General features: G+C 69.0%; 10 protein-coding genes and 4 pseudogenes. 9 read left to right on the forward strand and 5 right to left on the reverse strand.

All coding sequences use genetic code 11. The features are described from left to right. Window positions 1-238: 238 nt before the first annotated feature. Both ACU6WZ_RS04360 and ACU6WZ_RS04365 read left to right on the forward strand, forming a co-directional pair. A pseudogene (locus ACU6WZ_RS04360) lies at window positions 239-1038 on the forward strand (serine/threonine-protein kinase). Window positions 1039-1177: 139 nt separating this feature from the next. After that, a complete protein-coding gene (locus ACU6WZ_RS04365; protein WP_447033846.1) occupies window positions 1178-1777 on the forward strand; it encodes a hypothetical protein in 600 nt (199 codons plus the stop codon). Window positions 1778-2096: 319 nt separating this feature from the next. Here ACU6WZ_RS04365 and ACU6WZ_RS04370 read toward each other — a convergent pair. Further along, a protein-coding gene (locus ACU6WZ_RS04370) for an IS3 family transposase (protein ID WP_447031790.1) occupies window positions 2097-3313 on the reverse strand; the annotation gives its coding sequence in 2 pieces (ribosomal slippage) (window positions 2097-3061 and window positions 3061-3313; 1218 coding nt in all). Window positions 3314-4024: 711 nt separating this feature from the next. Beyond that, window positions 4025-4438, reverse strand: coding sequence for a MerR family transcriptional regulator (locus tag ACU6WZ_RS04375; RefSeq protein WP_447031792.1), 414 nt, complete (start codon window positions 4436-4438; stop codon window positions 4025-4027). A gap of 399 nt (window positions 4439-4837) precedes the next feature. Between ACU6WZ_RS04375 and ACU6WZ_RS04380 the strand changes: the two genes are divergently transcribed. Then, on the forward strand, window positions 4838-6340 hold the full coding sequence (locus ACU6WZ_RS04380) for a SulP family inorganic anion transporter (RefSeq protein ID WP_447031793.1): 1503 nt from the start codon (window positions 4838-4840) through the stop codon (window positions 6338-6340). Between the two features lie 420 nt (window positions 6341-6760). Here the strand turns inward: ACU6WZ_RS04380 and ACU6WZ_RS04385 are convergent, their stop codons facing one another. Continuing rightward, a complete protein-coding gene (locus ACU6WZ_RS04385) occupies window positions 6761-8170 on the reverse strand; it encodes an IS4 family transposase (RefSeq protein ID WP_447029603.1) in 1410 nt (469 codons plus the stop codon). Between the two features lie 138 nt (window positions 8171-8308). On the opposite strand from ACU6WZ_RS04385, the pseudogene ACU6WZ_RS04390 reads away from it, so the two are divergent. The 4 genes and pseudogenes from ACU6WZ_RS04390 to ACU6WZ_RS04405 form a co-directional block, all read left to right on the forward strand. Further along, a pseudogene (locus ACU6WZ_RS04390) lies at window positions 8309-8934 on the forward strand (IS5 family transposase); the annotation flags it as partial. A gap of 534 nt (window positions 8935-9468) precedes the next feature. After that, window positions 9469-10392: pseudogene (locus tag ACU6WZ_RS04395) on the forward strand (nitroreductase/quinone reductase family protein); the annotation flags it as partial. A 51-nt stretch (window positions 10393-10443) separates the two neighbouring features. After that, window positions 10444-10860: a VOC family protein gene (locus ACU6WZ_RS04400; protein WP_447033848.1), complete on the forward strand. Its 417-nt coding sequence runs from the start codon at window positions 10444-10446 to the stop codon at window positions 10858-10860. Window positions 10861-10971: 111 nt separating this feature from the next. Next, a pseudogene (locus ACU6WZ_RS04405) lies at window positions 10972-11163 on the forward strand (hypothetical protein); the annotation flags it as partial. A 396-nt stretch (window positions 11164-11559) separates the two neighbouring features. Here the strand turns inward: ACU6WZ_RS04405 and merA are convergent. After that, window positions 11560-12984 (reverse strand): mercury(II) reductase, encoded by a 1425-nt coding sequence (merA, locus tag ACU6WZ_RS04410; RefSeq protein WP_447031794.1) that lies wholly within the window; start codon window positions 12982-12984, stop codon window positions 11560-11562. A gap of 121 nt (window positions 12985-13105) precedes the next feature. Between merA and ACU6WZ_RS04415 the strand changes: the two genes are divergently transcribed. Further along, window positions 13106-13495, forward strand: a complete 390-nt coding sequence (locus tag ACU6WZ_RS04415) for an ArsR/SmtB family transcription factor (protein ID WP_447031796.1) — start codon at window positions 13106-13108, stop codon at window positions 13493-13495. Then, the gene (gene merT, locus ACU6WZ_RS04420; RefSeq protein ID WP_447031797.1) at window positions 13492-13791 is read left to right on the forward strand and encodes a mercuric ion transporter MerT; all 300 of its coding nucleotides are present in this window, start codon (window positions 13492-13494) and stop codon (window positions 13789-13791) included. The genes ACU6WZ_RS04415 and merT overlap by 4 nt, the downstream gene beginning before the upstream one ends. Here merT and ACU6WZ_RS04425 read toward each other — a convergent pair. Beyond that, a complete protein-coding gene (locus ACU6WZ_RS04425) occupies window positions 13733-14281 on the reverse strand; it encodes a carboxymuconolactone decarboxylase family protein (RefSeq protein ID WP_447031798.1) in 549 nt (182 codons plus the stop codon). The two genes, merT and ACU6WZ_RS04425, sit on opposite strands and share 59 nt — an antisense overlap. Window positions 14282-14333 lie beyond the last annotated feature (52 nt).

Consider the following 14333-nt stretch of genomic DNA (forward strand, 5'->3'; position numbering starts at 1 on the left):
TCCGAGCGGGGGGGGCGAGTTTCGGACGGACCGGACGCGGGACGCCATCACGGTAGCCTAGCCACCTTACAACCAGTCAATCATTGACAGAGTTCACAGCCATTTCGTCGATCGTGTGTTTCGCCTCTCCCGCCCCGCCTACACTGGCGGTCCAGCACGGGCGAGCATGGAAAGCATCGGGCGCGGCACCGTGCTCGGCGAGCGCTGCCGCCTTGAGGAGTCTCTGGGCCATGGCTCCATGGCCCAGGTCCGGCGCGGCCTCGACGAGCGCCTGCTGCGCCAGGTGGCAGTGAAGACCTTGGCTTCCAGCATCCTCGACGATCCCGCCGACCGTGCACGCCTCAGGCTCCGTTTCGAGCGGGAGGCAAAGGCCGCAGCAGCGCTCGACCATGTCAATGTCGCCACGGTGTACGACGCCGACATCACCAGCGAACTGTGCTGGCTGGCCATGCAATTGGTCGACGGCGCGACCTTGAGCATCGTCCTCGACGAGCGGGAGCGCCTCGACACCGAGTCGGCCGCCGCCGTCGCCGCCCAGATCTGTCCGGTCTCTCGGCCGCCCACGCGGCCGGCCTGGTGCACCGCGATCTGCAACCGGCGAACGTCATGGTCCGACGCGACGGCGTACTCAAGATCCTCGACTTCGGTCTCGTCGAACACATGACGCAACGGGGCACCCGGCTCACCGCGAGCGGTGAGCCGCGCAATTCCCGCTACGCCTCCCCGGAACTGCTCACCGTCTCCGGCGAAATCGACGCCCGCAGCGACCTGTACAGCGTCGGCTGCCTGCTCCACCAAATGCTGGTGGCATCAACACCCTTGGGTACGGAGCCGCCCGTCGTCCAGCTGCGGAGCCGTCTGGCCAGCCCTCCGCCCGCCGTCGCCGCCCTCGGCACCCAGATTCCTTCCGGCCTCCAGGACCTGCTCGCCGTGCTGCTCGCCCCTGATCGCACGGACCGCCTGCAGGGGCCCGCGAGGTCTACGCCGCGCTCGGTCCGTATCTCCCCAAGTCCTGGTGCAGCAGCGCTCAACCGCTAGCCGAGCACGGCACTGAAGACCTTAGGGTGCGGCTCTTCTTGAGTGAGTTGTGGACTGCCGTTGACCTGCGTGGTTGCTGACTGGGGGGAGTTGCCCGATCGTCGTGGTGTCGGCTGGTCGGGATTCCGGGGTGGTGGCGATGGTCTCGTGGCAAGAGGAGATCGAACGGCGGGAGGCTGCCGAGCGGGAGCGGGTCAGTGAACTGCGGGCCCGGATCGAGGAGTTGTCCGATCGGTTGGCAGAGCACCAGGCGATGCTCTCGCGGCTGGAGATCACGAGGGAGACGATGACGGATATCCTGTCCGGTGACGGCACGGTCACCGGGCCCGGTCAGGATCGGCTGGAGGCTGAGCCGGTGGATTCGGGGCCGGTCGAGGAGGTCCGGGCGGGGGCCGCCTCGCCGGTGGGGGTGCGTCTGGTGCCGGACTTTCGGCCCGGTCTTGCCGCGGCTGAACTGCCGCAGGTGTACCGGGACATCGTCGAGGTGCTCGCGGATGCGGTGCATCCGATGCGCGCGCATCATCTGTGTGCCGCGCTGGGCCTGTCGAGGGATAAAAGCAAGGTCGAGGGGTTCAGGTCGAAGCTGAAACGGCTGGTCGAGCGGGGCTGGCTGACCGAGGCGGAGCCGGGGCTGTTCGCCGCGCCGGATGCGGTGCCCACTGCTTCGGGTGCGCCGGAGCGGGATCGGCCCACCGCGGTGCCCGGCCGCGCCGGTGTGGACTCGGGCTCTCGTCCCTAGCGTCGAAGGTGCCAACCAGTCGAATGCCCGGAAAGCGAGAGCCCGATGCTCGAAACGTATCCGGCCGCCGTGATGGCTGACCCCTTTGACCGTGCAGTTTCTTGCCTCACTTCCCTCATCAGTACTTTCTCCAGCCCCGAGGCTCTGGGTCTGTCGCACGATCGGGTGGAGGAGGAAGCCGAAGCAGGGGCACCGGAGGTGGCCCGCCTGCTCCTGCAGGGCCACCTCGACCTGCGCGCCGGCCGGGAAGAAGCCGAACTGTCCGCGCAGGACCCGGCCCAGCGGGCTGAGGCGTCCCCCGGAGTGTGGACACAGGGGCTCATGCCGCGATTGAGAGTTTAGCTGCTCGCAGATGCTGCTGTTCGAACTCCACCGGTGAGAGGTAGTTGAGGGCACTGTGACGTCTGCGGGCGTTGTAGTAGGTCAGCCACTGGAAGATCTCCAGCCTCGCCTGACGCATCGTCGAGAACAGCCTCTGGTGCATCGTCTCCCTCTTGAGGCCCTGCCAGAACGACTCGGCGAGGGCGTTGTCGTAACTCGAGCCGACCCGGCCCATGCTCCTGCGGATCCCGAAACCGTCGCAGACCTGCGCGAACGCGGCAGCGGTGTACTGCGAGCCCCTGTCCGCATGAAAGATCACGCCGTCCACGTGACCGCCGCGGGCCGCCACCGCCATCTTGAGGGCGTCGATGACCAGCTCGGCCCGCATATGGGTGGCCATCGAGTAGCCGAGCACCCGGCGTGAGCAGATGTCCAGGACGCAGGCGAGATACAGCCACGACCCGCCGACCTGCACATATGTGATGTCACCGCACCACTTCTCGTCCAGCTGCCCGGCGGAGAAGTCACGTTGGACGAGGTCCGCGGCAGGCGGTGCGAGGCGGTCCGGGACCGTGGTGCGTTTACGGCGCCGCAGATGGAGGCCCTCCAGGCCGTGCTTGCGCATGAGCCGCTCGACGCGCTTGCGGTTCACCGTGTGTCCGAAGCCCAGCAGCTCAGCATGGACACGCCGCACTCCGTAAGTTCCCTTGTGGTCGGTGTGGATCTCGCGGATTTCCGCGGCCAGGGCATCGTCGGCGGCCTGCCGCACCTCGCGGGCCTTCGCGTCGGCGATCCACCGGTAGAAGCCCGAGCGCGAGACCTGAAGCACCCGGCATATCCGCTGCACGCCGAAGTCGGCCCGGTTGTCGGAGATGAAGCCCCAGCGGAGGGTCATGCCCTCATCTCCATCGCGAAATACTGGGCCGCCCGGCGCAGGAGCTCCCGCTCGAGTTCCCATTCCTTCTCCGCCCTGCGCAGCCGGCCGTTCTCCGCCCGCAGCCGGGCCAGTTCCTCATCCCTGCCCTCGGCGACCGGCTCGTCACGGTTGCCGCGGCCCGCCTGCTCATCGGCCTGGCGCACCCAACTGCGCAGCGTCTCGCCGGTCACCCCAACATCCGCCGCCACCGCCGCATACGCGCGCTTCCCACCCGCCGCGCGGTACAGCGCGACGGCATCGTTCCTGAACTCCGCCGGATACGGAGACTTCCGTCCCACCAGGACACCCTTCCTTGAATCTGCAAGATCCATTGTCAGAGTGTCCACACCGCCGGGGTCGCCTCACCAGCTGCGGTACGCCTCCTTGTGGACAGGGTTTGCTGCTGACCGTTGACCACTTGCCGCACCGAGGTGTTCGAGGGACGACCTCAGATGGTCTGTAGGACCGCTCAGGCAGAGGGGCTGATGCGCCTCAGTTCCACAGCGACTCCGGTCGCGTTCGGACTGCCGGTGGGGGACTCGCAGGCCGCCACCGCGACGATGCGGCGCCACCGCTTGAAGCGCACGAAGTGGACGACGAGGTTCGACTACATCGACCTCTGCCTTGTGAATGCCGGATTGCTGCATAGCACCTCCGGAGGGCGCAAGTACGAACAGGAGATGCGCGGGGAAATGAGGCTGGGAGCCCGCGCGTTCTGCTCCGACACGAGCGAGGGATCGAATTGATGTCCGCATCGGGTGGTCCGGCCCTGGGATCACTGCGTCGTGCTCGGGATCCCAAGGACCTCGTACAGGTGTTGGCCGTGGGCCCATCTCTTCAGTTCGGGACGGCCCATGAGGATCCCATGAACCCGGCCGACGCGGCACGGTCAGTCACCTGCGGACGTGAACAGCCGCCTGGAACTGGACCTGGCCGCGACCGCGGTGACGGTGTCCGGCCGCGCAGTCCGCAGGGGGAAGCGGCGCCGGCTCGAGTGTGACGCCGGGGGGTCAGGGGCGGGCGGCGGGGAGTTTCTGCTCCAGGCGGGCGCCCAGGGTGGCGGCGAAATCCTCGGCGCGGGCCAGCTGGATCCGGAGTTTGTCGACCTGCTCGTTGGCGGCCTGCTCAAACTCGCGCACGCGGCCCAGCAGGGCCTCGCGCTCACCTGCGCCGAGGCTGGCGTCGGCGTCCAGGCGGTCGGTGGCATCCAGCAGGTCACGCATCTGGTCGAGGGTGAAACCGAGCGGCTTCATGCGGCGGATGACCATGAGTCGCTGCACGTCGGTCTCGGTGTAGAGGCGGAAGCCGCCCTGGGAGCGGGCCGAGGGGGCGCCCAGGCCGGTCTCCTCGTAGTGCCGGATGGTGCGCAGGGACAGTTCCGTCCGCGCGGCGACTTCGCCGATCTGCATGTGCTTGTCGTCCACGCCCGTGTCCTGGCCCTTCTCGTTGTGGCGGGCCGCGTCCCGTGCAACCCCACCGATCCCTACTCTAACGTTAGGGTAGAGTTGCTGGTGGCGAGAGCGGCCCGCACTGCCCCGCTGCTGCCGCGGGGTCGATGGCGCCCCCGGCGAAGATCCGATTCTTGCAGGAGAGAGCGTGTGCGAGCCCATGACGCCCATCGCCGCCGCCTGCCCGCCGTGACGTCTTTCCCCCGGACGTGATCCGGCCGCGCCCTCGCGCATGCCCTGCTCCGTCCCTTCTCGACTTCCGGCCCGCCCTTTGGCGGGCCGTCCGCAGGGTGCCGGCCCGGCCCCTCTGCGTCCTCCCGCACGCCCCGGCCTGCCAAGCGGAGTGTGCCCGAGCACGACAGGTTCCCTTTTCTCTTGTCTTCTTCCCTGGTCTCTCCCGCCGCGCGGCTGCGCGGCCTGCGCCCCGACTGGATCAACAACCCGAAGGTCTGGCGTACCGAGGTGCTGGCGGGCCTGGTGGTCGCGCTCGCGCTGATTCCCGAGGCGATCTCGTTCTCGATCATCGCCGGTGTCGACCCCGCGGTCGGCCTGTTCGCCTCGTTCACCATGGCCGTGGTCATCTCCATCGTCGGCGGCCGCCGCGCGATGATCTCCGCCGCGACCGGCGCCATCGCCCTCGTGATCGCGCCGCTGAACCGCGAGCACGGCCTGGGCTACCTGATCGCCGCCGTCATCCTGGCCGGGGTCATCCAGGTCGTCCTGGGTGCGCTGGGGGTGGCGAAGCTGATGCGATTCGTGCCGCGCTCGGTGATGGTCGGTTTCGTCAACGCCCTCGCCATCCTGATCTTCATGGCCCAGGTCCCCGAGATGCACGACGTCCCTTGGGCGGTCTATCCGCTGATCGCGGGCGGCCTGGCCCTGATGGTGTTCTTCCCGAAGATCACCACCGTGATCCCGGCGCCGCTCGTCTCCATCGTCATCCTGACCGTGATCACCCTCGCCGCAGGAATCGCGGTCCCGACCGTCGGAGACAAGGGCGACCTGCCCTCCTCCCTGCCGGTACCCGGCCTGCCCGACGTGCCGTTTACCATGGACACCCTGACGACCATCGCTCCGTACGCGTTCGCGATGGCGCTGGTCGGCCTGATGGAGTCCCTGATGACCGCGAAACTGGTCGACGACATCACCGACACCCACTCCTCCAAGACCCGCGAGTCGATCGGCCAGGGCATCGCCAACATCGTGACCGGCTTCTTCGGCGGCATGGGCGGCTGCGCCATGATCGGCCAGACGATGATCAACGTTAAGGTCTCCGGCGCCCGCACCCGCCTCTCCACGTTCCTGGCGGGCGTGTTCCTGATGGTGCTGTGCATCGTCTTCGGCCCCATCGTCTCCGACATCCCCATGGCCGCCCTGGTCGCCGTCATGGTCATGGTCGCCTTCGCGACCTTCGACTGGCACTCCATCGCCCCCAAGACGCTGAAGCGGATGCCCGCCGGTGAGATCGCCGTCATGGGCATCACCGTGATCTGCGTGGTCGCCACCGACAACCTCGCCATCGGCGTCGTCGCCGGATCGATCGCCGCCATGGTCATCTTCGCCAAGCGCGTCGCCCACCTCGCCGAGGTCACCGCGGTCACCGACCCCGACGGCACCACGGTCGTCTACTCCGTGACTGGCGAGCTGTTCTTCGCCTCCTCCAACGACCTCGTCGGCCAGTTCGACTACGCCGGCGATCCGAAGAAGGTCGTCATCGACCTCTCCGCGGCCCACATCTGGGACGCCTCCTCGGTGGCCGCCCTCGACGCCATCGAGACCAAGTACAAACAGCGCGGCAAAACGGTGGAGATCATCGGCCTGAACGACCCCAGCGCCGACCTTCACGGAAAGCTCACCGGCGAACTCACCAGCCACTGACCCCAGCCCCACGCAACACGAGGCCCCGGTGTTCGTAAGTCCGGACGGCGGTAGAGCGGGCACCCGGTCGCTTCCCCCGAAAATGGGGCCGTCTCGTAGCTCGCGGGCCTCCCGCCGGCGAAGACGGGGCCCCAGGGCCGTCGGCTGCCGCCGCCCGGGCATGCAGGCTGTGGCCTTTGCTCCTGGCGTCGGGGCTGTTGAGTCCAGGGCAGTGCCTCCGAGCGGTCGGGGCATGTCCTTGCCGAGCCCTTCTACCAGGACGTGCCAAGGTCGGCGCTTCGACGGCCGAGACCGGTCGGGCATGCGGGCCTGTCTGCCCGCCTGCCGCCTTGTGGCGCAGGGCGCTGCGGCAGTGGTCCGCGGGCTTCCTCTGGCTCTAGGACGTGTTTGAGATGTTGATCAAGGTCAACACCGTTGCGTTTACCTCCGTGAGCGGTTCGCAAGCCCGTGTTCGAAGAACGTGACGGTGGTGTGGACGGTGTAGTGCTGGCTGGTCGTGGGGTGTTGTCCGGCGTTCGGTCCGTACTTGCTGGTGGGGTTCTTGCGGGTGCGGGCCTTGACGCGGTGTCGGTGGCGGGCGGGGTGAAGAGCGTCGAGGACGGCCCGGCCGATGGGGCCGATGAGCTCGGCGGGACCCGCCGGGGGCAGGATTGCGGTCGCGGTGGTGACGGTGTCGGCGGCGGTGGTCTGCAGGACGGTGAAGCTGATGCGGTCCATGTCCAGGCCGGGCCGGGTGCAGGCGGTGTCGGCGGCGGCGCGGATCAGTGCCTGGTAGGTGGTGAGCAGGGCGTATACCTCCTGGTCGAGGCCGGTCAGGCTGCGGGAGCGCAGGACACGGCCGTCCAGCATGGTGGCCTTGATCGAGAAATACGTCGTCTCCGACTGCCACCGCTCGTGGTAGAGATCCACGAGCCCGGCGGCTGGGTGGGCGGCCGGGTCGAGGAGGCTGGTGAGCAGGCGCCATTGCTCGGTGCGGACGGTGCCATCGGCCAGGGTCACGGTGACGGACGCCTCGATGACGCGGACGGTCAGCAGGACGGGCAGGACACCGTAGCCGATCCGGGCCAGGTAGGAGCCGTCACCCAGGTGCCGGAAGGGGGTGGGTATCCGGCGGGCGGAGGAGCGCACCAGGAACTGGGCGTCGGTGGCCTGGACGTCCCGGACGAACTCGTTCGCATCGAAGCCGGCATCGGCCAGCAGGAGCATCGTGCGGTCCAGCATGCTCAGCAGGCGTCCTGCATAGGTGAGTTCGCCGTCACTCTCGGGGCCGAACGCAGCGGCCAGCACGGCACGGGTGCCGCACTCGACCAGGACCACGAGTCGCAGCAGCGGGTAGCCGAACTCCACACTCTCGCCCGCTCGTTTGGGATAGCGCCAGGTGAGCGCCTCCTCATCCGGTACGTGCAGCAAGGTGCCGTCCACGGCCACGGTCCGAAGCCCTCGATAGAACGAACCGGCCTGCCCGAGATGGGCGACGGGTCCGGCGAGAACCTCGAACAGCCGCCGCAGCGGCGCCGCCCCTATCCGCCGCCGGGCCCTGGACAGCGAGGAGACCGCCGGACGCACCAACGGCAGTCCCTCCAGCCCCGCCGTCAGCTTGCCCCACACACCCCGATAGGAACAGTCCTCGAACAGAGCCAGCGCGAGGACGAAGTAGACCACGACCCGGGACGGCAGCAGCCGCAGTCGCCTCTCCCGTGACCCGGTCTCCTCAATCACCGCGTCCACCAGCACGAAGTCCACGATCTGGGTCAACTCGCCCAAGTGACCCGGCGCGTACACACCCCCGGCCGCCTCGACCGTACGCGTGATGACAGACTTCTCCTGCAACGGGACTCCCGATGATCTTCTTGCTCGACACAAGCTGATCTATCAGGACGTCCCGTTGCGCCATTCCCCAGGGCTTGACCTGCGACTCTAGACGCAAACGCAACGGTGTTGTGATCAAGGTCATGAAATGATCTTGGGATGTCTCCTGGTGACCTGACGGACGCGCAGTGGGAGCGGCTGGAGCCGCTGTTGCCTCCGATACCGAAGATGGGCCGGCCTCCGAGGGATCGGCGGCAGGTGTTCGACGGGATCTGGTGGCGGGCCCGGACCGGTTCGCCCTGGCGGGACCTGCCCGATCGGTACGGGCCCTGGGAGACGGCGTATGCGGTGTTCCGGCGCTGGCAGGTCGACGCGACCTGGACCCGGATCTTGACGAAGTTGCAGGTCAAGGCGGATGCCGACGGGATCATCGAGTGGGAGGTCGCGGTCGACTCCACCGTGTGCCGTGCACATCAGCATGCCGCCGGGGCCCGCAAAAAGGGGCTGACGATCAGGGCAGCACGCGTCCGGCCGGCCTGGCGGCCGAGCCGGACGACCACGGCCTCGGACGTTCGCGCGGTGGTCTGACAACCAAAATCCACCTCGCCGTCGACGCCTCCTTCCACGTCCTGGCCGCTGTCATCACCGCCGGACAGAAGGGTGACGCACCGGCCTTCGAGCAGGTGATGGCCTGGATCCGAGTCCCCCGGACTGGTGGCGGGCGCCCACGGACCCGGCCCGTCCACGTGCTTGCCGACCGGGCCTACTCCTCACTCGCCGTCCGCTACGAAGCCACCATCCAACTCGCCTTGATACGAAAGTCGCTGTGACCACATCTCAAACACGTCCTAGCTGATTCCCATCCGTCCCACGTTAGCCCCTGCGGGCCGCATGGCCGCCGTGGCGGCCCGCAGGGCGCCGTGTGGCACGGCGCGGACCGGCGCGGCGGGGCGGCCCCGGAGGCCGGCGGCGGGTCCGGACGGTGTGTGTTGACAGGCCACGGCCTGCTGCGTGTAATTGAGGCGGCGCCGCGTGGTGCCGGCCAAAGAGCAGTGGGCAGGCCGGCGACCGGGCGAGCGCCCTTCTTCCGAGGACCCGCCATGAGTTCATACTCCGCGTCCCGTACGTGACGTAGTCGGCGCGAGCGCACGTCAGCGTGCGTCACGCGCGTCGCAGCGACTCATCGTTCGTACCTTTCACCCCTTTTTTCCCTTCGCAGTCCCCGGCACCGCCATGCCTGACTACGACCTGCGCCTCGCGCCGTGCCGCGCGGTGCCGTGGCCGGGTACTGCCCCCATCTTCCGGAGACCCAGAAACGTATGCCCACGTCGTTCCCGTCCTTCAATGAATCTGTCATCGACGAGTTCCGCGCCAACGAGGGAAAGGTCGGCGGCCCCTTCGAAGGCAGTGACCTGCTCCTGCTTACCACCACCGGCGCGAAGTCGGGGACCGCCCGGACCAACCCGCTCGGGTACGTCCGCCACGGCGACGCGCTCCTGATCGTCGCGTCCAACCTCGGCGCCCCGAGCCACCCCGACTGGTACCACAACCTGCTCGCCCACCCCGTGGTGGAGGTGGAGACCGGCACCGACACCTTCCAGGCGCTCGCGGTCCCCGCCGAAGGGGCCCGGCGCGACGAGCTGTTCGCGGACGTCGTACGCGAGGCTCCCGGGTACGGCGACTACCAGGCCGCGACCGCCCGGATCCTGCCGGTCGTGGTGCTGACAGCCGTCGAGCCGTCCGCGCCCGACGACGGGGAGGGCCCCCGCGACGTCAGGACCCTCGCCGACAAGATTCTGGAGGTCCACGACCATCTGCGCGTCCAGCTGCGGCTGGTGACGGCGGACGTCGACGCCCACTTCGCCGCACTCGCGGCCCACGAGGGGCCCGGTGAGCCGCCGGCGCCGAGTCTCGGGCTCCAGATCAGGCAGCGCTGCCTGGCGTTCTGCCAGGCGCTGGAGTTCCACCACACCAGCGAGGACGGGCACCTGTTCCCCGGGATCGCCCACTACCACCCGCACTTGACCGACGTCTTCGACCGGCTCCGCGCCGAGCACCGCACGGTGGCGCGTATCCAGGACGGGCTGGTGGCGCTGCTCGCCGACATCGCGGTCGCCGAACCGCCGCGCTTCCGTGCAGAGTTGTCGGCCATGACGACGGAGCTGAACGCGCATCTCGACTACGAGGAGGAGGCAATCCTTCCCCTCGTCGCCGACGTGCCGTGGCCACCGGCGCCTCCCGCCGAGCAGGAGCAGGAGCAGGAGCAGGAGCAGGGTCCTGCGCCCGAACGGGTACTGCGCGTAACGGAGTTCGACCATCTGGTGCTCAACGTGCGCGACGTCGAACGCGCCTTGGACTTCTACTGCGGGCCACTGGGTCTGGAGGCGGTCCGGGTGGACGAGTGGCGGGCCGGCAAGGTCCCGTTCCCGTCCGTACGGGTCAGCCCGACCACGGTCATCGACCTGTCCGCCCGCCCGCGCGGTGAGTCGAACGTGGACCACATCTGCCTGGTCGTCGAGCCGTTGGACTGGCAGCAGGTCATCGACGCGGGCACCTTCACCGTGCTGGAGGGGCCCGTCGACCGCTTCGGCGCGCGCGGGGACGCGCGGTCGGTCTACGTGCAGGACCCGGACGGCAACACGGTCGAACTGCGCTGGTATCCGCAGGACGTGGTGACGGACGTGGTGGCGCAGGACGTCGTGACGGGCTGACCGCGCCGCGCCCCGCCGCGCCCCGCCGCCCTTGACCGGTGCCGTACTGGACGTACGTGGACGAGCGCGACACCAAAGGCGCAGGTACGGCATGGATGCGCGGAGGGCAGTGTGGGGATCGAGAGCGACCAGCTCGTCTACGACTATCTGAGCCGGGTCGGAGACGTCGCCCAGCAACGGCAGTTGTCCTCGGGCGAACGGATGCGGCTCGTCTCCGCGCTGCGCGGCGAGATCGACAAGCAGCGCGGCAAGTTCGGCAGCGGTGACAGCCCCGCCGCCATTCATGCCCCAGGGGCACGGCTCCACCCTGGAAAGCACCGGGACGACCCGGCACATTCCACTCACGAGGAAGAAGGTACGCGCCATGCCGATGAAACAAGGCGAGACCTACACCTGCCCCTGCGACACCTGCGACTGCACCATCCAGGTCCTGGTGTCCGCCCCGGCCGACTGCCCCGGGACGGCCCCGACCTGCTGCTGCGGGAAGGTCATGGTCAAGTCCGAGAGCTGAGGCGAGCGGTGAGCAGCGAGTGCCCGGCCGGTGAGCCGGCCCGCTGGCCCGGCGCAGCAACCCGGCCGTGAGCACATCACCGCTTTCCAGCACCGTCCCTGCATCACCGAGGTAATGCAGGGACGGTGCTGCGGGACGGGGCCCCACCGCCCATGCGGGGCACTGAGAGTCGGCATGGCTCCGCTGGTTCACTCGGCGCAGCAGGACAGCCTGTCCACATCCCGGGTGAAGGTCTGGGCGGCGAGCTTGAGGGCCTCGGCCATGGTCAGATACGGCACCCAGGTGTGCGCCAGCTGGTCGACGGCCATCCCCGCGCTGATCGCGTACGTAGCGGCAGTGATGACGTCTCCGGCGCCTTCGGCGACGGCATGCACGCCGAGCACGCGGCCGGTGGCCGCCTCGGCGACGATCTTCACCAGACCGCGGGTGTCCCGGTTGACCAGCGCCCGGGGCACGTGCGCCAGCGGCAGCGTACGGCAGTCGCAGTCGATGCCGGCCTCCACCGCCTGGGCGTCGGTCATACCGACCGAGGCCAGGGCGGGGCTGGTGAAAGTGACCCGGGGCAGGCTCGTATAGTCCAGCGACCGCCTCGAACCGTCGAAGGCGGCGTCAGCCACCAACGCACCCTGAGCCGCGGCGACATAGACGAGCTGCGCCTGGCCGGTGACATCCCCGGCAGCCCAGATCCTCGGATGCGTGGTGCGGGACTGCTCGTCCACGACCACCTCGCCCAGCGCACCGGTTTTCACTCCGACCCGCTCCAGGTTCAGTCCGGCGGTGACGGGACGACGGCCCGTCGCCATCAGCAGCTGCTCGGCCCGCAGGTCCCCGGCCGTGGTGGCCAGGACATAGCCGTCCGCGTCCCGCCGGACGGCGGTAACCGCGGTGCCGGTGCGGACCGCGATGCCCTCGTCCGCGAAGACCTCCTCGATCGCGGCGGAGACCTCCGGCTCCTCGAACGGGGCGAGCCGCTCCAGCACCTCGACGACGGTGACCCGCGTACCGAGCCGGGAGAAGAGCTGGGCCTGCTCCAGCCCGACCGCGTTACCGCCCACCACGACCATCGACCCGGGCAGCCGGCCCAGCTCCATCGCACTGGTGGAGGTCAGGTACCCGGCCTGCTCCAGCCCTTCCACGGCCGGCACCCACGGGGCAGCCCCCGTGGCGATCAGATAGTGCCCGGCCTCGATCCGCCTCTCACCGCCCTCCTCGGACGTGACCCGCAGGACCGGGCCGTCGGCATCCCCGCCGAAGGCGGCGCTGCCACGGATGATCTCCCAGCCGTACCCGGCCGCGAGGCCGGTGTACTTGTGGGCCCGCAAGTCCACGACCAGTGCGTCCTTCCCTCCGATCAAAGCGGAAAGGCCGACCGGGACATCCTTCGCGGCCAGGCCGGGGAAGCGCCCCGCGACCTGGGCGGTGTGACGTGCCTCGGCGGCGGCCAGCAGCGCCTTGGACGGCACACAGCCGACGTTGACGCAGGTGCCCCCGGTGGTGCCACGCTCGATCATCACCACGCGCTTGCCCTTACCGGTCGCGGCGATGGCGGCGGCGAAGGCGGCCGACCCGGAACCGATGACCGCCAAGTCGAAACCGGCGTCCGTACCTGTCATGACGCTGCCTCTTTCCCAGTGCCGGGCCGCGCAGGGCCTGCCAGCTATTCGCTCTTCCGAATAGGCCAATACTGGCATACTATTCGGCTAGGCGAATAGTTCAAGGTATGGAGGCCCTCGCATGCTCCAGCGCCCCACCCCGTCCGCACCGGCCGTCCCGGCGGGCACATGCCCCCACACCGAAACGGTGGCGACGTTCTTCCGTGCCCTGGCCGACCCCACCCGGCTGAAGCTGCTGGAATTCATACTCGGCGGCGAGCGCACCACCGCCGAATGCGTCGCCCACGCCCAGATCTCCCAGCCCAGGGTGTCGGTCCACCTGTCCTGCCTGACCGACTGCGGCTACGTGAGCGCCCGCCGCGACGGCCGCAGACTGCTCTACTCCGTCGGAGACCCGCGCGTCGCGGACCTGGTCGTACTCGCCCGCGCCCTGGCCGCCGACAACGCCACGGCCCTGACCTGCTGCCCCCGCATCGACCCCGCACGCACCGAAGAAGGGGACCCTCGTTGACCGGCAACGACCGGCCGTCCCGGCCGACCGGTGCACTGGCCGCCCTCGGAGTCGGGCTGGTGATGGTCGCCTGCTGCGCCGGACCGGTGCTGCTGGCCGGCGGCGCGCTCGGTGCCCTGGGCGGCGTACTGCGCAACCCCTGGATCATCGCGGCGGCCACCGCCGTGGTGGCCGCCGCGATCGCCGTGCTCGTCCGCCGCCGTCGCGCGGGCCGCAGCGCCTGCTGCCCGCCCGCGCTCAGCCCTCAAGACCAGGAGCAGGTGGAACGTCCAGGTCGGTACGGGCGTAGTGGTTGAAGTAGTTCGTGAACAGGTTCGCCACCACATGCGCGAACGCCTCGGTCAGCTCGACATCACTCCAGCCCGCATCCAGGCCGCGCTGCCACGTCGTATCGTCCACCTCCCCGACCTCGGAAGCGATCTCGCGTACGACGGCGACCAGCGCGGCCAGCTTGAGATCGAAGTCGACCTCTCCGCGGCGGATGGCCACGGTCTGCTCCTCGCTCAACCCGGCCGTCTTGCCCGCCATCGTGTGGGCGGACTGGCAGTAGTCGCAGTGGTCGACCGCGCCGACCGCCAGCGCGATTGCCTCTCGTGTACGGGCGTCGAAGGTGCCGTGCTCCGCGATCGCGTCACTCATCGCGGCGTACGCCGCCAGCACCACCGGCGAATGCGCCATCTCCGCGTGGATGTTGAGCAGCTTCCCGAACCGCTTCTCCAGCACCCGCAGCGCTTCACGGCTCTGCTCCGGAGCGCTGTCGACCGTACGGGCCGGAATCCTGGACATCTACGTTGCCTCCATCGACTCACAACTGCCCGAACGGCCCGCACAGAAGGGA

The organism is Streptomyces hypolithicus, assembly GCF_052934925.1.

Excerpts from the sequence above, each read along its gene's own strand:
- ACU6WZ_RS04425 (WP_447031798.1), bottom strand. The coding sequence starts at position 14,281 with ATGTCCAGGATTCCGGCCCGTACGGTCGACAGCGCTCCGGAGCAGAGC.
- merA (WP_447031794.1), bottom strand. The coding sequence starts at position 12,984 with ATGACAGGTACGGACGCCGGTTTCGACTTGGCGGTCATCGGTTCCGGG.
- ACU6WZ_RS04365 (WP_447033846.1), top strand. The coding sequence starts at position 1,178 with ATGGTCTCGTGGCAAGAGGAGATCGAACGGCGGGAGGCTGCCGAGCGG.
- ACU6WZ_RS04415 (WP_447031796.1), top strand. The coding sequence starts at position 13,106 with ATGCTCCAGCGCCCCACCCCGTCCGCACCGGCCGTCCCGGCGGGCACA.